We start from the raw sequence: 21,952 nt of genomic DNA, 5'->3' as shown, positions 1-21,952 counted from the left end.
GGATAGCTTCGTTTATTCGTTTTAACTCTATGAGGCCACCAACAACAATAAGAGACAATGAGGTCGAACTTTTTTAATCCCTTAGTCAACCAGCAAAATGTTACACCTAACACTTAAACAAAAGCCTTAAATGCGCTGAGCTTTTTTAAAGTATGGAAAATAAACTAAACGGCTACTCTAATTGAACAAGCAAAACAACCATAAAATGAGCCATCATTACTCCCTCTCTCTAAAAAACAGATAAAAAAGCCCCGCTTGATTTTAAACAAACGAGGCTCCACACTAATTTTTTAATCAAGAATAAAAGCGCCGATACAGCGGGCGCTTTGCATCATTGAATTTTATTGATTCACTACACTTTTAAGTGGGTTGACTGGCTGCGCGTTGTCATCTAGTAAGTTCATATCAAAGTCGAACTCATCTACACGAATCGCTTTCTCACGCTTTTTGTTGTAATCAACTAATTGCGCATGTTCATCCGTAGTAATCACATTTGCCGCTAATGCATTATCTAGCGTAATAGCAAAACGTGTACCTGGCTTAATTGTTTTAGCACGCAGTGCTTTTTTAACTTTAGCCAACTCACCAAGTGATGCCATTTTAGCTTTATAAGCTTGCTCGTTAATATGATGCCCGTCACCTTCTATAGGTTTAACTAAATGCGTAATTTGCGCTTTAAATGCGGTATCAAGCTGAGCTTGCTTAGCTAACTCACGAATTAAGTCGTCGCTAATTTTAGGCATTTTAGTTGAGTAGTTCATTGTTACAAAACGAATAAACTTACGAGTGCCACTTGCAGGGAAGTTATCTAAAAACTTATGCAATGCTTCTTCAGCGCTTTGCAGCGCAAAACGAGTTGCGTAGTGGAAGTACGGTGCTGCTTGCTCGCGCTCACTGCTTGCTACTTTTTGCTCGTAATACTTAATTGATGCCATTGCCGCGTATAAAAAGCTCATTACATCGCCTAAACGTGCTGATAGCATTTCTGCTTGCTTTAATTTACCACCAAGTACTAATAACGAGAAGTCGGCATACACTGCTAACTTTGCAGATAGTTTATGTACGGCTTTTTCGTATTCACGTACTTCTGGTAATGCTGAGTTTGCACTTGCAGTAAATGGTAAAACACCTAAACGGAACGCACGTAAGCTATTGGCTGTGCTGTAACCAATTGTTTTACGTAAAATACCGTTAAACTGTGCATCAGCGCCTTTATCTTCGCTATGGATTGATTCAACCATAGATTGTAAGTATGGGTGACAACGCATAACACCTTGACCGAAAATCATCAGGTTACGAGTAAGAATGTTCGCACCTTCTACCGTTATTGCTATAGGTTGTGCTACATAACCGCTGGCAAGGGTATTTTGCGGACCATTTTGAATTGCTTTACCTGCTTGAATATCCATTGCAGAGTCAAGCACGTCGCGGCCAAGCTCTGTCATGTGGTATTTAGCGATTGCTGTAACAACCGATGGTTTTAAGCCCATGCCTAAGCCTTCTGTCGTTAGCACGCGCATTGCTTCTTGAAGATACGTTTTACCTGCGATATCTGCTAGCTTTTCTTGAATACCTTCAAATTGACCGATGGCTAAACCAAACTGCTCACGCACTGCTGCGTATTCAGATGCTGACTTAAGTGCTACTTGTGATGTACTCACACCCAGTGCAGGTAATGAAATACCGCGCCCTGCACCTAAACAGCTAACTAGCATCTGCCAACCGCGACCGATGTTTTTCTGGCCGCCAATAATAAAGTCCATTGGTACAAATACTTTGTTACCGCGTGTAGTACCGTTGTAAAAACGAATACCCATAGGGTCATGACGGTTACCAAGCTCTACACCTGGGTGATCTTTAGGAATAAGGGCACAAGTAATACCTAGGTTCTCTTTTCCGCCAAGTAGGCCATCTGGGTCAACTACTTTAAACGCTAAGCCGAGCACTGTAGCAATAGGTGCCAGCGTGATGTAGCGCTTGTCCCATGTGATCTCAAGGCCAAGCACTTCTTCGCCGTTATACATGCCTTTGGTAACAGTACCAATATCTGGAATACCACCCGCATCAGAACCTGCCTCTGGGCTTGTTAGTGCAAAACAGGGAATGTCTCTGCCGTTTGCTAGGCGCGGTAAGTAATGTGCTTGTTGCTCTTGTGTACCAAAGTGAAGTAGTAGCTCGCCTGGACCTAATGAGTTAGGAACCATAACGGTTACTGCTACTGCCGAGCTTTTAGTAGCGATAGTTGCCACAATAGTTGAGTTTGCATAAGGGCTAAACTCTAAACCACCAAACGATTTAGGAATAATAAGCGAGAAAAAACGCTCTTTTTTCAAAAATTCCAATATGTCATCTGGTAAGTGAATACCGTTTTGAATAACAGAATCGTCAATCATGCCAAGTAACTCTTGTACTGGGCCATCTAAGAATGCTTGCTCATCCGCACTTAATGTGGCGGCAGGAACATCGCGCAGCGCGCTAAAATCTGGCTTACCTTGATAGATAGACCCTTCTAGCCACACATCGCCCGCGTCCAGCGCTTCTTGTTCAGTGATTGAAATACTTGGTAATACTTTTTTTAATTTTGTACGTAAACTCATGATTGAACTCATCCGACCAGATAAATAATACCTACATTACGTCATAAAAATGAGTTTAGATCAATTACTCTATTCAATTAATTAACAGTTTTTTCAATTTATTTTCTTTACGGTGACGTAAACTGTTGAATCTAAAAGGCTTACACTTGTGCGCTGAAATGCTTTTATTTTGCTGTATTTTGCAGCTAAATACCTAAAAACTTATTTTTAAGTAAAAAAAACGCAGCCAATTTGGCTGCGTTTTTAAATTAAAGTGGGGAGAGTTAACTGCTTATTTGCACAATGTGCTTGCCAGTGAAACCACCCGCTATTTGATTGTTTAAAGCAGCGCTAACCGAGTCAGCAGTAAAATCTACGGCCGTTATTGCCGGTGTTTTAATCTCGCCCGAAAGCGCGCCTTCGAGTAACAAATTACCCATAAAACTTAAACGTTGCTGTGCACATAAACTGTTTGCAAGCCACGCTCCGCCAATAGATACAACACTAATATTAGGAGCGCGATGATACATTAAGTTTTGATCAAAATGGGGGAGCGGGTTCAAACACGCGATGCGTCCGCAAAAGCGCATTAGTTCAATATTACGTAACGTCGTTTCACCACCAATAGTATCAATAACAGCGTCAAAACCTTGTGGGCCAAGCTCTCGGCGAATTTTTTCACACAACTTTTTATCGTTGTAATCAAAAACCACATCAGCACCAAGTTGCTTAACCAGCTTATGATTTCGTTTTGATGCAGTTACAAATACATCTGCACCACGTTGTTTAGCATATTGAATGGCAAACTGCCCTACCGCACCAGAGCCGCCTTCAATTAAGACCGTATCACCATCGGCAATCGCGATTTTATCTAGGCTAATAAGTGCTGCCATACCCGCGCAAGGTAATGTAGCCGCCTGCGCGGGGCTAAGCTCATCGGGTACAACCGATACGGCAAAGTTTGGGACTGTAGTGTACTCACTCAATACCCCTTGCTCGCCAATATTGGCATGCCACATGACTCGCTCACCCACGTTAGGGAACACGCCTTTATTAGCCTTAACCACTACACCTACCGCATCAAGACCGAGTATGTGCGGATATTGCCATTTACAAAAACCTGATTTAGCAAAATGCGCATCCACAGGGTTGAGACCTACGTACTCCACTTTTACCAACAATTCGTTGTTGGTGCACTCGGGCACATCCACTTCAACATCGCGTAAGCAAATTTGCTCATCGGGCTGTGGAAGTACAATTGCCCGCATAGTTTGCGGAATATTGTATTTATCTGACAGTTCAGTATTGCTCATTCAATTAACTCTACTTATTTTGTGCTGTTAAGTGCATAGCTCCACTGGCCATTAAACGCTTGATAAGCGTTAACTTTTGCAAGCAATGAGGCGATCGTTGTATCAACAGCATTTTCTTGGGCTATTAAAACATCCTGACGCGCATCTAACAACTCTAAGTAGGGTATTTGCCCTTCTTCATACATTGCTTGTGCTTGTAAAAATGCTTTATTAGCAAAACCAAAACGTTCATCTGCAAACGTTTTTTGTTGCTGTTGGTTGACCAACATTTGCAATGAAAGTTCACTTTCAGACACCGCACTTAATACTATTTGCTGATAGTCACTATACGACGCTTCACTTAAAAACTGCTGTGCGTCGCGCTGAGCAAGCAGTGCCGGGTAACTTAATAGTGACCACTGTAACTGCGGCGCTACTTGCCATTGTTGATCAGTATTTTTTAACCCTGTGCTGTCTATGCTCACCACTCCGGCAAATGCCGATAGGCTAATATCTGGCAGTAGCGCTTTGCTTGCCGCTACGCTTAAGCTATTAGCTTGGCTAAAATCATAAAGTGCACGGCTTATATCTGGGCGCAGTGCAATGGCTTCATTGGCATTTTTAAGCGCTACGCTAAAGTCGTGTTCAAGTATGCTTTGCTCATCGGTAATAGTTATATCTTTTGCTAATTTACCTGTAAGGACAGCTAGCGCTGATAAATCACTGTATTTTGCATATTCTATTGCTGGCATTAGGGCTTCTTGTTGTCTTAGCTGCGCCATAGTACGGTTTAAATCAAGCTCGTTAGCAACACCTTCGTCTACACGTGCTTGCAATACATCAATGCTTTGCTCAAGTGCTTCTATTTGCATTGCAATGATCTGCTGTTTTTCAACATTTCCTTGGTAGCTTACAAAGCCTTTAACAACAGATGATACAACTTCAATTTGCAATAAACGTACTTGCTCTGCTTGGCTCATGGCCGATGCATTTGCTGCATCAACCAAGGCTGTAATACGGCCAAACAAATCGAGTTGCCAATCAAGTGCAACATTTGCACTTGATTGACGATCATAAACACTGGGGGCATCACTTTTAGCTGCGCCAACCTCAACGCCACCTTGGGGTAAGTATTGCGCTTTTTGCTCGCCTAATCTTGCAAGCGCACTTTTAAGTGTTAACTGACTCGTTTGTAAGTCGTAGTTATTTGCAAGTGCGCTATTTACTAGGGCATTTAGCTGCTCTGACTCTAGCTTTTGCCACCAGTTAGTTTCATCAGCTGTAGCCACATTGTTTGCAATATTAGCCTGAGAAACAAAGTCATTAATTGCTTGTTGCTCACTGTGTGTATCTATTTTGCTTGCACAACCAGATAAAACAGCAGCCACAAGCACAGCACTTAGCGTTAAGCGCGTTTTTACGCGTTTAGTCATTAACTTAGTCATGTGATAACTCCTGCTCTTTTTGCTGCTTTTTAACAACTAACATGTAAAACACTGGGGTAAATAGTAAACCAAACACGGTTACCCCAATCATGCCTGCAAACACGGCATTACCCATAGCATGGCGCATTTCAGCGCCGGCACCTGTTGCCAGTACTAATGGTACAACGCCTGCTGTAAAGGCAATTGAAGTCATTAAAATAGGGCGTAAACGCATACGGCATGACGCTAAAATTGCTTCAAAGTGCGATAACCCACCGCTGTGTTGATCCCGCGCAAACTCCACCATTAATATGGCGTTTTTAGAGGCAAGCGCTACCAAGACAATTAAGGCTATTTGCGTAAATATATTGTTGTCTGAGCCTACAAACCACACACCTAACAGTGCAGAGAAAATAGTCATCGGAACAATTAATATTATTGCCAGTGGTAAACGTAAACTTTCGTATTGTGCTGCAAGTACCATAAATACCAATAACACCACTAACGGGAATACATAAACCATGGTATTACCGGCAAGTACTTGCTGGTACGTTACTTCGGTCCATTCGTATTCAATACCTGTTGGTAGATTGTCTGCCAATATTGTTTCAATTGCTGTTTGAGCTTGATCTGAGCTGTAACCTGGTGCAGGGCTGCCGTTTAGTTCTGCACTTGGGTAACCGTTGTAGTGCATTACACGATCTGGGCCTATGGTCGGCGTTACAGTTAGTACAGAGCCAAGCGGCACCATGTTCCCTGCGCTATTGCGTACTTTTAAGTTAAGAATTTGCTCAGGATCAAGGCGGAAATCTGCATCAGCCTGGGCATTAACTTGGTAAGTACGGCCAAACATATTAAAGTCGTTAACGTATACAGACCCTAGGTATATTTGCAGTGCATTAAACACTTCATCCAATGGAATACCCTGTATAAGCGCTTGCTCGCGGTCAATGTCTATGTCCATTTGTGGTACTTGAATACGGAAGCTCGAGTACAAGCCCATTAGTGCTGGATCTTGCTGCGCTTTGCCAATAATATTTTGTAAGCTGTTAAATAGCGCATCGAAGCCTTTATTTGCTCTGTCTTCAATTTGCAGCTTAAAGCCACCGGTTGTACCTAAACCTTGAATTGGCGGCGGTGGGAATACCGCAACAAACGCTTCATCAATCGCAGCAAAGCGTTGGTTTAGCTGTGCAGCGATGGCCATTGCCGATTGGCTAGGGTCGGTACGTTTATCAAAGCTTTCAAGTGGTGTAAATACAATGCCGCTGTTCGGACTATTAGTGAACCCATTAACGGATAAACCAGGAAACGCAACAGTATGAGCAACACCAGGGACTTCTAACGCAATTTTTTGCATTTGCGAAATGACATCTGCGGTACGATCTAAACTTGCTGCATCAGGAAGCTGAGCAATGGCTACTAAGTACTGCTTATCTTGCTGTGGAATAAAGCCACCCGGTACGGTATCAAATAATTTAATTGTGCCGCCCACCAGCGCAACATACGCCACCATAACAATCACACTCATACGAATAAGCTTTTGTACTAGTTTTTCATAGCCTTTAGCACCACGGTCAAACACGCGGTTAAATGGTTTGAATAACCACGCACCAAACAGTTTATCGAGTAAACGTGTGAATGCATCTGGTTTTGCATCGTGCGATTTAAGTAATAATGCCGATAACGCTGGCGACAGTGTTAGTGAATTAAATGCAGAGATAACAGTCGAAATAGTAATTGTTAGGGCAAATTGCTTATAAAATTGACCCGATAAACCGGTAATAAATGCAGTTGGGATAAATACCGCACACAACACTAAAGCAATCGCAATAATAGGGCCTGTTACTTCGCTCATAGCAACACGTGTCGCTTCTAGTGGCGATAACCCTTGCTCAATATTTCGCTCTACGTTTTCAACTACAACGATGGCATCATCTACAACGATACCGATTGCCAGTACCAAGCCAAACAACGATAGGGTATTAATAGACACACCTAACCACTGCATCACCGCAAACGTACCAATCAACGATACAGGTACCGCAATTAAAGGAATGATAGATGCGCGCCATGTTTGTAAAAATACAATAACTACAATAACAACTAATACTATTGCTTCTAGCAATGTAGCGATTACAGCATCAATTGAACCACGAACAAATACCGTAGGGTCATATACAATGTCGTACTCAACACCCGCTGGGAAATCTTCTGACAAACGCGCCATGGTTTCGCGTACTTGATCAGAAAGCTCAATCGCATTTGAACCTGGGCGTTGAAAAATAGGCATAGCAAGTGCAGGCTGGTTATCCATTTCAGCGCGAAGTGCGTACGTATCTAGGCCTAAATCTACACGTGCTACGTCAGACAAGCGTGTTAATTGCCCCTGCTCACCTACTTTTATAATAACGTTTTCAAATTCTTCGACGCTATTTAAACGCCCTTTTACGTTTAATAAAATTTGGAATTGACTGTCGTTAGAGATAGGCTGAGCGCCTAGACTACCCGCTGCAACTTGTTGGTTTTGAGAGCGCAGCGCAGTTACAACATCGGTTGCTGTAAGCTCACGCGCTGCTAATGCATCTGGGTTTAACCACACGCGCATTGAATATTTGCCACCACCAAATAGTTGAATGTCGCCTACACCAGGTAAACGGGCAATCTCGTCTTTAATATTAATATCGGCATAGTTAGATAAATACGCTGTATCGTGGGTTTTTTCTGGCGAATATAAATGCACCACCATGGTTAGATCCGGTGATGATTTTTCGGCTACAACACCTAAACGCTGCACTTCTTCGGGTAAACGCGGCAATGCGCTGTTTACACGGTTTTGTACTTGTACTTGGGCACGGTCTAAATCGGTACCGAGTGCAAAGGTTACCGTTAGAGTCATACGACCATCACTTGTCCCTTGTGAAAACATATAAAGCATGTTTTCAGTACCGTTAATTTCTTGCTCAAGTGGCGTTGCCACAGTTTGCGCTATAACGGTTGGGTTAGCACCAGGGTAATTGGCTGTAACTACAACTGTAGGTGGCACAACTTCTGGGTATTCACTTACAGGAAGTTGAAACAGTGATATGCCACCAGCGATTAAAATAACCAACGACAGCATGGCTGCAAATATTGGTCGCTGAATAAAAAAGTGTGAAAATTTCATTAATAAACCTTATTGCTTAGCCATTAACTGCGATTCGTCACCGGCGAGTGTAAAAGCAACACCGCTTGTATCAATGGTGACAGTATTAGGTGAAATAGGCATACCTGGACCTACACGGGCAGGGCCATTTACCGCAATTACATCACCTTCATTTAGGCCAGATGTAACAGCACGTAACGAACCATAACGCTCACCCACTTCAATTAGTTTGTATTCAAGCACGTTGTTTTCGCCAACGGTTAACACAAAGCGATTTTTTAAATCGGTGCCAATTGCACGCTCAGGTATAATGACTTTTTCGTTTACTTCGTTTGCTGCTAATTTAATACGGGCAAAAGAGCCTGCACGAAGTTGGTCGCTATCTTCGTTAAATACAGCACGCACACGTAAAGTACCGGTAGCTGAGTTAATTTGGTTATCAATAAAGTTAATATAACCCTGATAAGCAAACTCTTTTTGCCCTACTTTTTGCATTACTACTGTTTGGCGGCTTTGCGCTGTTACATCATTAAACGAGCTATTCCACGTACGCTCGTCAACGTCAAAATACGCATACATTGCTTTGTTAGATACAATTGATGTTAATACGCTTTGTCCTGCCAATACGTTATTACCTTTGGTGATGTTTGCACGCGAGATAATGCCATCAATTGGCGAAACCACAGAGGTGAACTCTAAATCGAGCTTTGCTGAAGTCAGCTGTGCTTGCAATGCTGCAAGTTGTGCTTCACGCTGGCGAAGTGTTGAAGTACGTGCTTGTGCTTGCTCTGTCGAAATAGCTTTACGCTCTAATAAGCGCACGGCACGTTTATCTTCACTAACCGCTTGTTCAAGGGCTGCTTTTGCACTTTCTATTTGTGCTTCTAAGCTTGCAACTACGGCAGCAAAAGGACGTTTATCGAGTTGAAAAAGCACATCACCCTGCTTAACCACATCACCTTCTTTAAACTCAATGCTATCGATAATACCTGACACACGTGGCATTAATGCAACTTCTTCAGGCGACTCTAAGCGCGTAGTGTAGGTGTGCCAACTTTGTACTGGCTTTACCAGTACAGGGGCAACATCGATAGGCTGCAATTGTTGTTGCTGAGCTTGAGCAGCGCTTTCATCAGCACAGCCCGCAAGTGATAATGATGCCGCAGCAAGTGCAGCAGCAATTAAATGTTTGTTCATGTGGACGCTCCTTTATTGATTAGCGTGCATACTACGGACTTAACTTGCTGACAAAAACCATAGATTTATAAATTCATTAATGCCAAAATGGCACCAATAAACTTTAATGAGTGTTCATAATGGATACAACAAGCCGACTTTTAATGCTTCTAGAGGTAGTTGAGCAAGGCTCTTTTGCCAAAGCTGCAGAAATAAGAAACATAGACCGCTCTGTTATATCAAAGCAAATCAGTCGATTAGAAGACGAGCTAGGCGTTAGGTTGTTAAACCGTACCACCCGTTCGTTTTCGTTAACGGCCGCCGGCGCCGAAATGATCAAAAAAGCAAGTGAGTTAAGGGAGCTACTTGGTGAAACCGTACGCATGGCCGAAAACTATCATTTAGAGCCACGTGGGGTACTAAAAATTACATCGTCAACGCTTATTGGTAGGCGTTATTTGCAGCCTGTGCTTAATGACTTTCAAAAACGTTTCCCGCAAGTAGAAGTAGAGCTGCGCTTAGACGATAGACTTGTTGATATTGTCTCTGAGGGCTTTGATTTAGCATTTAGAATTGGTGAACCTAAAGACTCGTCATTAATTGCCCGCAAAATTGCCCGCAATAGGCTACTTATTGTAGCGGCCCCTGAATTTATACAAACATACGGTATGCCAAAAACTATAGAAGAACTGGCGCAGTTACCTGCAGCTAGTTATGCAAGCAATTCAATGCGGGTTGAAACTATAGATTATTACGACAGTAAGGGTGAAGCATGCGAGCTAAAAATTAACAGTGTGTACAGAGCAAACGATGCCGAAGTGCTATTAATGAAAGCTATATCAGGGACTACTTACTTTGTCGCGCCAGCATTTATTATCGACAAGGAAATAACGCAAGGTCAATTGGTGCCTATTTTAACTGACGTTAAATTAAAAGAGTTTAGTCATATGTATGCCGTGTACCCACACAGAGATTTACCAGTAAGAACACGTTTATTTTTTGATGCTGTAAAAGAATACATTGGTAAAGATAAACCTATATGGGAAAACAATATTCCTAACTTTGAACAAATGTACTAGGGGAGCTGCACAATAATATTACCTAGCATGACTATTTTGTGAAACTAAGTTTATCCAAATGCTTTTACTACGGGTGGTTTTTCGATTGCATGAATATCTGACTGAAAATACACCTTATTTCGGCCATATTCTTTTGCTTTATAAAGTTGTTCGTCAGCCTTAGTTATACACTTTTCAAGAGTATCACCTTGACGATACTTAACAACGCCTATACTTGCAGAAACATTTATTTTTAGCCCATCAATGTCAAAGGCAGATTCGTTTAGTTTTGCTCTGATGGTTTCGGCCATTGCCAATGCATCACTTTGTGAAGCAAAAGAGTGCAGTAAAGCAAACTCCTCCCCGCCCACTCTAAATACATACCCTTTTGCCAATACAACGCGCAGTAATGTGGCAACCTCAATCAGTACTTTATCACCCACTGCGTGGCCATAGGTGTCGTTAACCTGTTTAAAAAAGTCAAGATCGAGTAAAAACAAATACAGTTGCGACTTATCTTTAAGCTCTACTTCAAAGTAGTGATTCATTGATAAACGGTTTCCCGCCCCGGTAAGCGGGTCTAACAAAGCAAGATTTTTTAAGCGCTTTGATGATAAAGCTCGGCTACCTTCAAAAACATGCGAAATAGCCCAAATACTAATATAAACAAATGCCAAGTTTAAACTGAAATTGAGGGTAGTTAGAGGAGGTTGCGATGATTTGGTTAATAATATGGCACCTTGAAGTATGAATAACAACGCCGATAATATAATGCCATAGCGCTTACCTAACAGTAAGTAATACAGCACAGGTAACGCAAACGACCACACATACACGCCATTGATTGGCTTAGCTAAATAACTGCCTAATACAATAACAAAGGTGACAAATACGCACATAGCAACGGATTGCCATACCTCTAACGCATGGGTGTTTAAACGATAGTAGGTGTAAGCACAAAATACACTGAGCGCTATTTCCAAACACCCTAAAAGAGCAAAGTTATTTAAAAAAATATTAAATGCAGCAAAAAACAGTGAGACAAAACCAAAGCACAAGCACATCCATTTGAGGACGTTCTTTCTTAATAATTTAGTACTACTAAGCGCTGCTATATCCATTCAAAGAACTTAAAATAATAAAAAATTCAGTGTAACGCTAAAATCAAATTTAACAAGTAGCTAGTTTATAAATACATTAATTTACAAAAAGCAGTAGCGAAAACACTAAATTAAGTGGCTAACTACTTTGCTACAGTATTTAACCGCCCAACATAGATAAGTTTGTAGTGATCCCAGTATTACCTTGGTGTAATAAATGAGTAGGTTTTTTTGTTTTTATATAACGCGCTAACTGATCAATTAATGCCTGATTGGTGTTATCACTCATGTATTCTCTAAGTGATATACCCTGCTCAGAAAACAAACATAGATGTAATTTCCCTAGTGACGAAATTCGTAACCTATTGCAGGTGTTACAAAAATCATTGCTGTAAGGCATGATTAACCCTATCTTGCCTTGATAATCGGGATGAAAAAATTCTTGTGCAGGCCCTGCCGTTACATCGCGTAAAATAGGCTGCCAACCAGCGCGAAGTAATTGCTCTTTTATAGCATGACCTGATACATGGTTTGCATCAAAAAACGATTTGTTATCGTTAGTTTGCATTAGTTCAATAAAGCGCATCGTCACGGGTCTGTGCTTTAAATAATCTAAAAAGGTATCCAGCTCGCGGCCATTGTACTGTTTCATAAGGACGCTGTTTATTTTTACCGATTCTATACCGCTTTCAAGGGCGCTTTCTATGCCTTGCATTACGCTCGAAAATTTATCGTGACCGGTAATCGTATTAAACATACACGGATCCAGGCTGTCGATACTCACATTGATAGCGTTTAAGCCCGCTCCTACCCAATTATTTATGTGCTTATGCATTGAGAAGCCATTCGTCGTGGCAGCTATTTTACTAATGCCTTGGGTGTCCTTTGCTGCACGAATTACATCTATAAAGTCTTTTCTGAGGGTTGGCTCGCCGCCAGTGATACGTACTTTAGATATGCCATGATGAGCAAAGGCGCTTATAGTATTGCTAATTTCATTAAGTGAGAGAAAGTCTCGGTCGTGGTCACATTGATAGCCATCAGGTAAACAATACACACACTTAAAATTACATACATCGGTAATAGATAAACGTAAATAACTAAATTTTCGCCCAGCTGGGTCGACTAGCATAAAAAAGCCTTTAACATTTTATTAATTCATCGCTCAGTTCAAAGCGCGTAAAGCCTGTGCCTTACGCGCTTTGTTAGCACTTAACTAGGCCGAAAGCCCTGCTTTAAGCTCACTCGGTTTCATGGGTAAATTACGTAACCGCACGCCGACCGCATTAAATACTGCGTTGCCAATAGCTGGCGCAACACCAATCACACCGGGCTCACCTAAGCCCATAGGAAACTCATCACTTTGCACAAACTCTATATCCATATCGGGCACATCTTGCATTCTAAGCGGCAAGTAAGTGTTAAAGTTAGTGGCCGCCACTTGCCCGTTTTGATAATTATTTGATTCGTGTAAAGCAAGGCTAGTGCCCCACAATAGCGAGCCTTCAAGCTGAGCCAACGCACCATCGGGGTGAACAATTAACCCCGCATCAACCACAGCATATAACTTTTTGAGGGTAATTTTGCCATCGTCTTTGTTTACATGAACATGCGCCGCTGTAGCAATCCATGCCGGCATGTGCCGCTCTTGCCCCGAGCTAACTGAAAAGCCAATGCCTTCATTTTCACCCAGCTTAACATTTGCAACCTTCGCTGACACCTTTTTAAGTACCGCGTTTAAGCGCAATGCCCCACCTACGCTTTCAGGAGCTTTACCTGCTTGTTTGCCTTTGCCATCGAGCAATGATAAACGAAACTCCACCGGATCAAGTCCTTGTTTATGAGCAATTTCATCAATGAATGACTCCAAGCTCCATACAATCCAGCCCGGGCCTACCGAGCGAAGCCAGCCTGGGGTAAATGTGCTTTGCGCTAATTCATTATTAATTGCGCGAGCACGGTGGTTCTTCATACTGTACCAGTGATCAGCACCAGAAGCCGAAAATGAATCAAACTTTCCTTTGCCATCAACCCCAGGAGATAAAAACCCAGGCGCCATTGCTTTTGTTGGCCAGCCAGCTGCAAACGCATGCTCCATGGCACTCAGTTCACCATTTTCATTAAACGAAGCTGTTAATTTAGCTGTGGAGGCTGAACGTGACTGATCAAACAAGCTATCGTCTGCGCGCGTAAATACCAGTTTTACGGGTTTACCAATCGCTTTCGCTGTTAACGCTGCAGGTACGGTCCAATCGCCAAACAGGCGACGCCCAAATCCACCACCTAAATAATAAGGGCGAATAATAACGTTACTTTGATCTATCTCTAAGGCTTTAGCCAATGCAGGTAACGTTAAAGATTGCCACTGATTACCGGTATGGATAATCCACTTGCCTTGTTTAAACTCTGCCACCGCGTTGAGCGGCTCTAATTGATAATGGCTTGCTGTTGCCGTCGTGTACAATGACTCTAGCGACTGCTTCGCCTCAGCCTGCATTTTAGCGGTGTCGCCTTCATTAACAAATAAGGTGCCAGCGTTGCTATCGTTACATAATTTTTCGCCCAAGGACTGAATATCGGCCTCTGTAACATTAGCTGTTTGCCCTTTTTTATAAGTTACTTTTAGCGCATCTACCGCTTTAATCGCACTAGGGTAGTTGTCAGCTAAAACCACCACCCACCCTTGTACGGTATTACTTGGATCGTTTAATATCTCGAACCCTTTGTAGCCTTTAATTGCTTTTGCGGCGCTATCATCTACCTGCGTGACTTCACTGCCATACCGAGTAGGTGGAATTACTGGGCGCGCATACACCATGCCTTCTAGCTCTACATCTATACCATATACGGCAGTACCGTTTGTTTTAGCCGGAATATCAAGCGCTTTAAAGTCTTGTTTTAAACCCGTTAAGTGGCGTTTATTGGCAGGCTTTAAGGGTAATTTTGCAACTTCTTCGCTGCTAAAAGTACGGTTAAATTCACCATTTTTAACAATGTCGGCATAGCTTAGCGATTTATCGCCTGCAACAATATAACCTTTTTTAGCGTGACACTGCTCAGGCTGAACCCCAAGCATATTTGCACCTGCATCAATAAGTGCCAAACGCCCTGCTGCGCCAGCTTGTGAAAGCGGCTTAAAGCTTTGAAACACAGACCATGAGCCACCTGTCACCATGTAGCCCCACTTTTCGTGCGTATCAACGTAGGTAATTGATACCTTATCCCAGTCGCACTCAAGCTCATCTGCCACAATGCGCGCCAAAGCGGTGCCTACGTGTTGGCCCATTTCAGCTTTAGCAATACTAACGACTACTTCACCTTGTGGGTTCATCGTCCACCAAATTGTGGGTGAAAACGATTGCTGTGCAATTGACTCTTTCGCGCTCAATTCACCTGAAAATAAAGCTGGAGCAAAAGCCATTACCAAGCCAGCACTTGCGCTACTGATCATAAAAGAGCGACGGTTTAAGTCGACGGTTTCGGTATTTTTTTGAAATAGTTTTTTCATTTTTATCTCCAGTTACACGTCTAGCTCTTTAGGATTAAACATTTGTACTGCACTTTGTGATTCATCAGCGGCTCGTTGAATAGCTGATTTAATGCGCTTATACGCCATACAGCGGCAGTAGTTGCCGTTCATATGATTGACTATTTCTTGTTCGGTTGGGTTTGGGTTATCGGCCAATAGTGTAGCCGCTTGCATAATTTGCCCAGATTGGCAGTACCCACATTGAGGTACTTGCTCATCAACCCATGCTTTTTGCAGCGGATGTTCGTTGTTAAGCCCTTCGATGGTGGTAATGTGTTTTCCTGCCACTGCGCCCACGGGTAATACACATGAGCGTGTGGCTTGCCCATCTAAATGCACAGTACATGCGCCGCACATAGCAATACCACAACCAAATTTGGTGCCTTTTAGCCCAATTTCGTCACGAATAACCCACAGCAAAGGCGTGTCTGCACTTGCTTGCGATTTAACCTCTTTACCATTAACTGTAAACGTCACCATAGCTTGCCCCTTGATTAAGCCTAAATAAAATTTAAGTAACGCATGACCCATAAACGTTACTTTTATACCACCGTATGTTGAAACTATATCGTTTTACATTGCAGCGCAGGTTTAAATGCGTAACAATGACCCTAAAAATTTAGTTTCGTTTGAAGCATGTTAACCTAAAGTTTAGGCTATATTTTTTAGTTTATTTGAATGCGGCTAAACTATTGTTATTAATAAAATGCTTTAGTTGTTGTTGAGTATCGATATCTATGCCCGCATCCCTAAAAAGTATGGTATTAACTTCTGCTTTTGTGTTACGCAGTAAATGCTGAGCACCTTTATCACAATTGAGCGCTGTAAGTGTTTTAAAATCACTGGCTGGAAATATAGCAGGTACGCCAATACGCTTACCATAATCAGCGCACCAGCGTGAAGGTTTATTTTTAAAATGATCAATGAGTGTATTTATATCTGTAGTACGAAGCGCAACCTGATCTGCCAGCATAAATAAAATACCATCCAATGCGTGCGCATTACTTATAACCTGCGTTGCCAGTGCGATGGATTTTCCTAAACCTACTCGCCAGTCTGGGTTATGCAGTATTTCTACATTTTTATAGCTATCTAACACATCTTCAATTTGCGCATGCCAAGCGCCGCTAACAACATATATGGGAAATGTATCATCCCCTTGTAAGGTATCTACTGCGCGGCAAATCATTGGTTTATTACCTACATCGGCTATAAGCTTACAGCCGTTAAAGCGCGACGATTGCCCTGCGGCCAAAATAACCTTTGCTATTTGCACCTTAATTGCCCCAATTACTTAACGATGTGGCATCTTTATTTGCGAATACCGCATGAATTTCGCTAATAAGCGACAACGCTATGCTCTCTGGCGAGTCGCCGCCCAAATTAAGCCCCACAGGGCCAAACACAGGGGCAACTACTTTATTTACATTTGTATTTGCATGCTCAAACACTTGCGCTCGACGATGTGCAGGCCCAAGTAACCCTACGTACTTTAGCCGGCTTTGCTCAAGAGCGGCTAATGCCTGTGAGTCCAGCTCTACACTGTGGGCCATCAAAACGGCTGCATCAACTTTATGCTGTTCACAAAATTGTTTAAGCTGCGAAGCTGGGCAACGCAATATATGCTCGGCATGCTTAAAATACTCTCTTTTAGCATTTGCAGCACGGCTATCCCATACGCTCACCATCCAGCCTAGTTGCTTTGCAAGCGCATATACCGGTATTGCATCAGCACCACCACCGACAATTAATAAATGTGCGCTGGGGTAGATATTTACCTGTAAACTTTGAGTATTGTTGTGCTCTAAAAGCATTGCTTTACGGTTTAAAGATAAGTTGTGTTGCTCAGCCACTGTTTTAAAAACACCTGAGCCCTTTTTCACTAAAGGTTTGATTTGCTGCGTGTAGTGCCCCGACTGCTTATTTTTTAGTGCATTAAACATGCTTTCTAATTGTAGGTAGTCATTTTCACGGTTTACGCTTTGCAAAACAATGTGCACCACACCACCACAGCCAATACCCAGCTGAAATGTTAAATCGTCTTCATCGGTTGCATCGTAGGTAATTGTTTTAGAGTGTAAAGAGGTCATAACCTGTTTAGCGTGGCGTTGAATATCAGCCTCTAAACAGCCACCTGAAAGCATGCCTAGGCGCTGGCCAAGGCTCGAGATAAGCATCATTGCGCCCAGTTTTCGATAGCTCGACCCTTCAATTTTGTACAAGGTTGCGAGTACCCATTGTTGTTCATCACGAAACGGATACCATGTATTTAGCATGCCTTTTAAATCAGTAACCATAAACTGTAGCCATTACAAACCTTTCTATGTGCGCATTCTAATCATCACAATGGAGCCACTTTTCTACATTTATTGATTTAGCAGGGGTAGCCAAGCAACAAATAAGTAAAAAAAGTACGTAGTATATTTTAAAACCGATCAGGTAGGTCATTATTAGTGATAAATATTAGTTTAGCATTTATATACTTAGCTTAATAAGCGTAAAGTGAATAAAACAGCATGCATGCTTAATTTGCAAACAATACGGATACTTCATTAGCTAATTTGACCTTGGCTAAATAAGTCGATTTAGCAAATTTAGCGTGGCGTAAATAAACATTAATCCTCAATTAAGTCGCTGAGTGTATCAATCAGCTCATCAAACTCATCATTGACACTTTCTCGTTGTTGCTCACTTAACGTGGTATTTAGCTCAATTAGCAAATTTACATAAAGCGCTAAGTTAGCATCATTATTGGCTAATAGTTCGTCGCTCATATACGCTTCTCGCTGTGTAATTACATCGCTTAGCTGTTTAATAAAGTCGTTTTCACTGAGCGCTTTATTTAACAGTACTTGCTGCGCTGCATTTAAACGCGCTTGCTTGTACTGATGCCAAAGTATCGAAGAGTCATAATGCGCATCGTTAGCTTGTGTTATAAGCTGCGTTTGCACTGGCGTTAATTTTCCTAGCCATTGTGTGTAATAATCGAGCTGCCTTTCTAGGCGCTCGCTCTTGCGCTCCTGCGCTGTTAATTCATTAAACTCTTCGTATTCTTCGTTAATTTGCGTTTGAATATTTGCAATTAGTTCTTCGCGCTGCGCATCAGAAAGCGTAAGCCCTAATTGTGCCAGAGGCATATGTGCATGTTCGAGAATGTTTTGAAAGTGAGCTCTGGCTATTACTACTTGCGATTTTAATTGCTGATAGTCCAACTGCTTATTAAATAACATTTTTAAATTTAGGATATCTTGCTTATACGCTGGTAATTGCGTGCTGCGATGCCACTGCTGGGTTGTGTTAATAATACTTTTGAGTTGCTTGTTTTGCGACTTATTTAAGTCAATGTAATCATCCACCCAAAAAGAAGAGAGCCAGGTTAAGTTATTATAAGTAAACGAAGCCGAACAACTACACAAAAACAGTAAACTAAACGCGATGGCTACGCGTGATACTTTTATATTTTTTATTTTAAACATGGGATCCTCAACTAACGCTTACTCTTAAACTCTCACATAAATACGCAGAGGGTTAATTAATCTTAATTGATAATAATTATTATTTACTATTGACACCGAGTTAAATCTAAATAATAATTACTCGCATAAACAAAGTGTAACGACCTCAGTGCCCAAGGACGATATACAGCATGGATGCTGGCATTTTGTTTTAAGCGTGTGACTGCTTAATGGCTATTACTTACTCGACCCAAGTAATAGCATAAAAGTTCATCTCTACTTGCTACATTGCTCATATTAGTGACGGTTAATATGACACTAAAAGCGCAGGCCAATGGCTTGCGCTTTTTTACTGCTTTAAATTTTCTGCAATATCTGTATCTTACGCTTATAAACAGCACATTATTAGTAATGTAATTGCTTATTTAAGCTATAATTATCACAACAGCTTGGCTTAGTATTTAACGTGCATATAATCATCAAAGCGTTAGTAATTCACTGTAACCCAAGCATTTGCATCATTTTATACGTGGCTATTTACTAGTAAGTACAAAGTGTTGCAATAAAACAGGTTTTATACCAATCTGCATAATTAAGTGATCTATTTTGAGGATGAATAAACGTGTTGATAGCAAGGCAAAAAATTCGCTATTTAGTTGTTCTCGGCAATTGCTCCTGCATTGCTCTACCTTCTGCATCCATGCAGTCGTAAATGAGAGTTTTTTAACGCAGATAGCGACACGTTTAGCCCCTGAAATGATCAAATATTAATACAAATTGGTATTATACATACACATTGCAACTATTACCTATTGGAGACATGGCTATGTCACAGTTTAATTTAAAAGCATTAATACTCACTGGCGTTTTGCTTTCAAGCCCATTTGCACATGCAACTCTTGAAGACGGTATAAGAGCGGCCAACGAAGGCGAATTTGCAACTGCACTAAAAGAATTTGAATATTTAGCTGATAAAGGCTTTGCCCCTGGTATTTACGAATTAGGTAAACTTTACGAGGGCGGCTATGGGGTTACACGCGACTACTTTAAAGCGGCAGAGCTTTATAAAGAAGGCGTTAAAAAAAATCACGCTGACTCAATGTTTGCGCTAGCGGTTTTATACGATGAAGGCAAAGGCGTAAAACTTGATAAGCAAATGGCGGTGACGTTATTTGAAAAAGCCGCGAAAAAAAACCTTCCCGCTGCACAATTCAATTTAGGTGTTATGTACGCAAATGGCGAGGGTGTAACGCGCGACTATAAACAAGCTAGAACATGGTACGAAAAAGCTGCCGCTAATAACTACTCACTGGCGCAATTTAATTTGGCGCTCATGTATTTTGAAGGCCTAGGCATGCCAAAAGATTTAGAAAAGTCGTATGTGTGGAACACCATTGCAGAATACAACGGTAATATGCAGGCAAGCCATAGTCGTAAGCTCGACGAACGTAAAATGCTACCTAAAGAAATTGAAGAAGCAAAAGAAAAAGCCGACAAAATCTACGAAAAAATACTCGCAGGCACGTATGCCGGTGAAGGTCGCTTATTTTAAAATACGCTTGGTTAAAAACCAAATACGTTAAAAAAGGGCTAATGCATATCTGTATTAGCCCTTTTTTATACTCATTATTTAATATACAAAAATTTAAGCAGCTTAATAATAAGCTTATTTTGCTTAAGTAACAGTGCAGTGCGCGGGTTAAACGAGCTAGACACTAAGGTATTTTTTGCGTGGCTAAAAGTTAAAAACCCCTCTTTACCATGATAGTGCCCCATACCAGAATGACCTACCCCACCAAATGGCACATCATCTGCTGTTACTTGCACCAAAGCATCGTTTACAGCAACTGTGCCGCTTAATGTTTGCTCCATTATGTAATCTTGAGCGTGCTTGTCTTGCCCTAAAATATAAAGCGCTAATGGGTGATTATGCGCTTTTATGTAGCCAATTGCCTCATCAAGCTTTTCGTAAGTTTTTATGGGTAAAATGGGGCCAAATAATTCATCTTGCATTAGCGCCATATCATCACGAGGTGATGTCACAATATGCAAACCCATTCTATGCTTTTGTTTGTCTTGCTGGTTTTGCTCTAGCGGCTTAATAACTTGCGCACCTAACTGCTGTGCTTGTGTTAAATACCCTTTTAAGCGAGTGTAATGCGCATCGCTAATAATTGACGTTAAGTTTTTACCTTCAACCCCGTCTTTAAAGTGCTTTTTATAAAGCTCGCACAATTGCTGTACCAGTTGATGCTCCAACGCTTTAGGCACAAATACATAATCTGGCGCTACGCATATTTGCCCAGCATTAGCCATTTTACCAAACAGTAAGGTTTGCGCTGCTTTTTTAATATCAGCTTGCTCGGTAATGATCACCGGCGACTTGCCACCTAGCTCTAAGGTCACCGGGGTTAAATTTTCACTGGCCGCTTTCATAACCAGCTTGCCCACTGACGTTGAGCCAGTGAACAGCAAATGTGCAAATGGCAGTTTAGAAAACTCACTCGCTACATCACTTTCACCCAGTACAATTTTACAGTGCGTTTGTAGCTCGTCTGCAAATATTTTTTCAATCACTACGTTGGTATGTGGGGTAAATTCGCTGAGCTTAAGCATAACCCTATTACCCGCAGCAATGGCAGTAATAACAGGCACTAAAGCCAATTGTATGGGATAATTCCATGGTGCAATCACACCAACTACACCCAGTGGCTGGTAACTTACACTCACTTTTGATGGCCACAAACTTAAGCTCGTTGAGCGCTTACTGGGCTTTGCCCATTTAGGCAATTTTTTAATTATGTGCGCTAAGCCCTGAACCGTTGGCAGAATATCGCCAAGTAAAGTGTCGAATGAAGTTCTGTAACCAAAGTCTTTAGAGGCAGCATCTATAAGTGCTTGCTCGTGGCTCACAATTCGTTTATGTAAGGTTTTTAACAACGCTATACGCTTGTTTATCGGCAAATAAGGCTCAGCCAAAAAGTAGCTTTGCAGCTCATTATACGTATCGCTAAGTGACTGTGTGTGTTCGCTATCAGTATCCAAAGGTGCTACTCGAAAATCGTTTTGCTACGACTATAACGCCGTTCTGATTTTCGAGCAATAACACTAACTATCTAAAAATCACTGTTTTAATAGGAACAAATAGCCACAATTAACCGCTGCTGGCTCAATAATTTTGCCCTTAAAACGCTTTT

At 41.7% G+C, this 21,952-nt stretch carries 15 protein-coding genes; 2 read left to right on the top strand and 13 right to left on the bottom strand.

The features are described from left to right. Positions 1–341 precede the first annotated feature (341 nt). The 5 genes from AABI99_RS09640 to AABI99_RS09620 form a co-directional block, all read right to left on the bottom strand. Positions 342–2,597 carry an acyl-CoA dehydrogenase gene (locus AABI99_RS09640; RefSeq protein WP_338365515.1) on the bottom strand — a complete coding sequence of 752 codons (2,256 nt, stop codon included), beginning with the start codon at positions 2,595–2,597 and terminating at the stop codon, positions 342–344. A 263-nt stretch (positions 2,598–2,860) separates the two neighbouring features. Then, the gene (locus tag AABI99_RS09635) at positions 2,861–3,889 is read right to left on the bottom strand and encodes a zinc-binding dehydrogenase (RefSeq protein ID WP_338365514.1); all 1,029 of its coding nucleotides are present in this window, start codon (positions 3,887–3,889) and stop codon (positions 2,861–2,863) included. A gap of 14 nt (positions 3,890–3,903) precedes the next feature. Further along, on the bottom strand, positions 3,904–5,313 hold the full coding sequence (locus AABI99_RS09630; RefSeq protein ID WP_338365513.1) for a TolC family protein: 1,410 nt from the start codon (positions 5,311–5,313) through the stop codon (positions 3,904–3,906). Further along, positions 5,306–8,458 carry a multidrug efflux RND transporter permease subunit gene (locus tag AABI99_RS09625; protein WP_338365512.1) on the bottom strand — a complete coding sequence of 1,051 codons (3,153 nt, stop codon included), beginning with the start codon at positions 8,456–8,458 and terminating at the stop codon, positions 5,306–5,308. Before AABI99_RS09625 ends, AABI99_RS09630 begins: the two co-directional genes overlap by 8 nt. 9 nt (positions 8,459–8,467) lie before the next feature. Next, positions 8,468–9,634, bottom strand: a complete 1,167-nt coding sequence (locus tag AABI99_RS09620) for an efflux RND transporter periplasmic adaptor subunit (RefSeq protein WP_338365511.1) — start codon at positions 9,632–9,634, stop codon at positions 8,468–8,470. 119 nt (positions 9,635–9,753) lie between these two features. Here AABI99_RS09620 and AABI99_RS09615 point away from each other — a divergent pair, with 119 nt between their 5' ends. After that, complete coding sequence (locus tag AABI99_RS09615) at positions 9,754–10,692, top strand: LysR family transcriptional regulator (protein ID WP_338365510.1); 939 nt, start codon at positions 9,754–9,756, stop codon at positions 10,690–10,692. A gap of 50 nt (positions 10,693–10,742) precedes the next feature. On the opposite strand, the gene AABI99_RS09610 is transcribed toward AABI99_RS09615, so the two are convergent. From AABI99_RS09610 to AABI99_RS09580, 7 genes are all read right to left on the bottom strand, one after another. Then, a complete protein-coding gene (locus AABI99_RS09610; protein WP_338365509.1) occupies positions 10,743–11,792 on the bottom strand; it encodes a GGDEF domain-containing protein in 1,050 nt (349 codons plus the stop codon). A 139-nt stretch (positions 11,793–11,931) separates the two neighbouring features. Next, positions 11,932–12,903, bottom strand: coding sequence for a GTP 3',8-cyclase MoaA (moaA, locus tag AABI99_RS09605; protein WP_338365508.1), 972 nt, complete (start codon positions 12,901–12,903; stop codon positions 11,932–11,934). Positions 12,904–12,987: 84 nt separating this feature from the next. Further along, entirely contained in the window at positions 12,988–15,279 is a 2,292-nt protein-coding gene (locus tag AABI99_RS09600; protein WP_338365507.1) for a molybdopterin cofactor-binding domain-containing protein, read from the bottom strand. 12 nt (positions 15,280–15,291) lie between these two features. Then, positions 15,292–15,780 (bottom strand): (2Fe-2S)-binding protein, encoded by a 489-nt coding sequence (locus tag AABI99_RS09595; RefSeq protein ID WP_338365506.1) that lies wholly within the window; start codon positions 15,778–15,780, stop codon positions 15,292–15,294. Positions 15,781–15,970: 190 nt separating this feature from the next. Beyond that, the gene (locus AABI99_RS09590) at positions 15,971–16,576 is read right to left on the bottom strand and encodes a nucleotidyltransferase family protein (RefSeq protein ID WP_338365505.1); all 606 of its coding nucleotides are present in this window, start codon (positions 16,574–16,576) and stop codon (positions 15,971–15,973) included. A gap of 1 nt (position 16,577) precedes the next feature. After that, positions 16,578–17,597 (bottom strand): XdhC family protein, encoded by a 1,020-nt coding sequence (locus AABI99_RS09585; RefSeq protein ID WP_338365504.1) that lies wholly within the window; start codon positions 17,595–17,597, stop codon positions 16,578–16,580. 318 nt (positions 17,598–17,915) lie between these two features. After that, positions 17,916–18,776 (bottom strand): DUF6279 family lipoprotein, encoded by an 861-nt coding sequence (locus tag AABI99_RS09580; protein WP_338365503.1) that lies wholly within the window; start codon positions 18,774–18,776, stop codon positions 17,916–17,918. An 805-nt stretch (positions 18,777–19,581) separates the two neighbouring features. On the opposite strand from AABI99_RS09580, the gene AABI99_RS09575 reads away from it, so the two are divergent. Continuing rightward, positions 19,582–20,307, top strand: coding sequence for a tetratricopeptide repeat protein (locus AABI99_RS09575; RefSeq protein ID WP_024032214.1), 726 nt, complete (start codon positions 19,582–19,584; stop codon positions 20,305–20,307). Positions 20,308–20,381: 74 nt separating this feature from the next. Here AABI99_RS09575 and AABI99_RS09570 read toward each other — a convergent pair whose 3' ends face one another. After that, complete coding sequence (locus tag AABI99_RS09570; RefSeq protein WP_338365502.1) at positions 20,382–21,800, bottom strand: coniferyl aldehyde dehydrogenase; 1,419 nt, start codon at positions 21,798–21,800, stop codon at positions 20,382–20,384. Positions 21,801–21,952 lie beyond the last annotated feature (152 nt).

It is taken from the genome of uncultured Pseudoalteromonas sp. (assembly GCF_963922945.1).
Classification (GTDB): domain Bacteria; phylum Pseudomonadota; class Gammaproteobacteria; order Enterobacterales; family Alteromonadaceae; genus Pseudoalteromonas.
The sequence above is the reverse complement of the archived record's forward strand: the minus strand, read 5'-3'. Positions and strand labels throughout refer to the sequence as shown.

What these genes read in the sequence shown, in the direction of transcription:
- AABI99_RS09640 (WP_338365515.1), bottom strand. Translation starts at nt 2,597, where the DNA reads ATGAGTTTACGTACAAAATTAAAAAAAGTATTACCAAGTATTTCAATC.
- AABI99_RS09635 (WP_338365514.1), bottom strand. Translation starts at nt 3,889, where the DNA reads ATGAGCAATACTGAACTGTCAGATAAATACAATATTCCGCAAACTATG.
- AABI99_RS09630 (WP_338365513.1), bottom strand. Translation starts at nt 5,313, where the DNA reads ATGACTAAGTTAATGACTAAACGCGTAAAAACGCGCTTAACGCTAAGT.
- AABI99_RS09625 (WP_338365512.1), bottom strand. Translation starts at nt 8,458, where the DNA reads ATGAAATTTTCACACTTTTTTATTCAGCGACCAATATTTGCAGCCATG.
- AABI99_RS09620 (WP_338365511.1), bottom strand. Translation starts at nt 9,634, where the DNA reads ATGAACAAACATTTAATTGCTGCTGCACTTGCTGCGGCATCATTATCA.
- AABI99_RS09615 (WP_338365510.1), top strand. Translation starts at nt 9,754, where the DNA reads ATGGATACAACAAGCCGACTTTTAATGCTTCTAGAGGTAGTTGAGCAA.
- AABI99_RS09610 (WP_338365509.1), bottom strand. Translation starts at nt 11,792, where the DNA reads ATGGATATAGCAGCGCTTAGTAGTACTAAATTATTAAGAAAGAACGTC.
- moaA (WP_338365508.1), bottom strand. Translation starts at nt 12,903, where the DNA reads ATGCTAGTCGACCCAGCTGGGCGAAAATTTAGTTATTTACGTTTATCT.
- AABI99_RS09600 (WP_338365507.1), bottom strand. Translation starts at nt 15,279, where the DNA reads ATGAAAAAACTATTTCAAAAAAATACCGAAACCGTCGACTTAAACCGT.
- AABI99_RS09595 (WP_338365506.1), bottom strand. Translation starts at nt 15,780, where the DNA reads ATGGTGACGTTTACAGTTAATGGTAAAGAGGTTAAATCGCAAGCAAGT.
- AABI99_RS09585 (WP_338365504.1), bottom strand. Translation starts at nt 17,597, where the DNA reads ATGGTTACTGATTTAAAAGGCATGCTAAATACATGGTATCCGTTTCGT.
- AABI99_RS09580 (WP_338365503.1), bottom strand. Translation starts at nt 18,776, where the DNA reads ATGTTTAAAATAAAAAATATAAAAGTATCACGCGTAGCCATCGCGTTT.
- AABI99_RS09575 (WP_024032214.1), top strand. Translation starts at nt 19,582, where the DNA reads ATGTCACAGTTTAATTTAAAAGCATTAATACTCACTGGCGTTTTGCTT.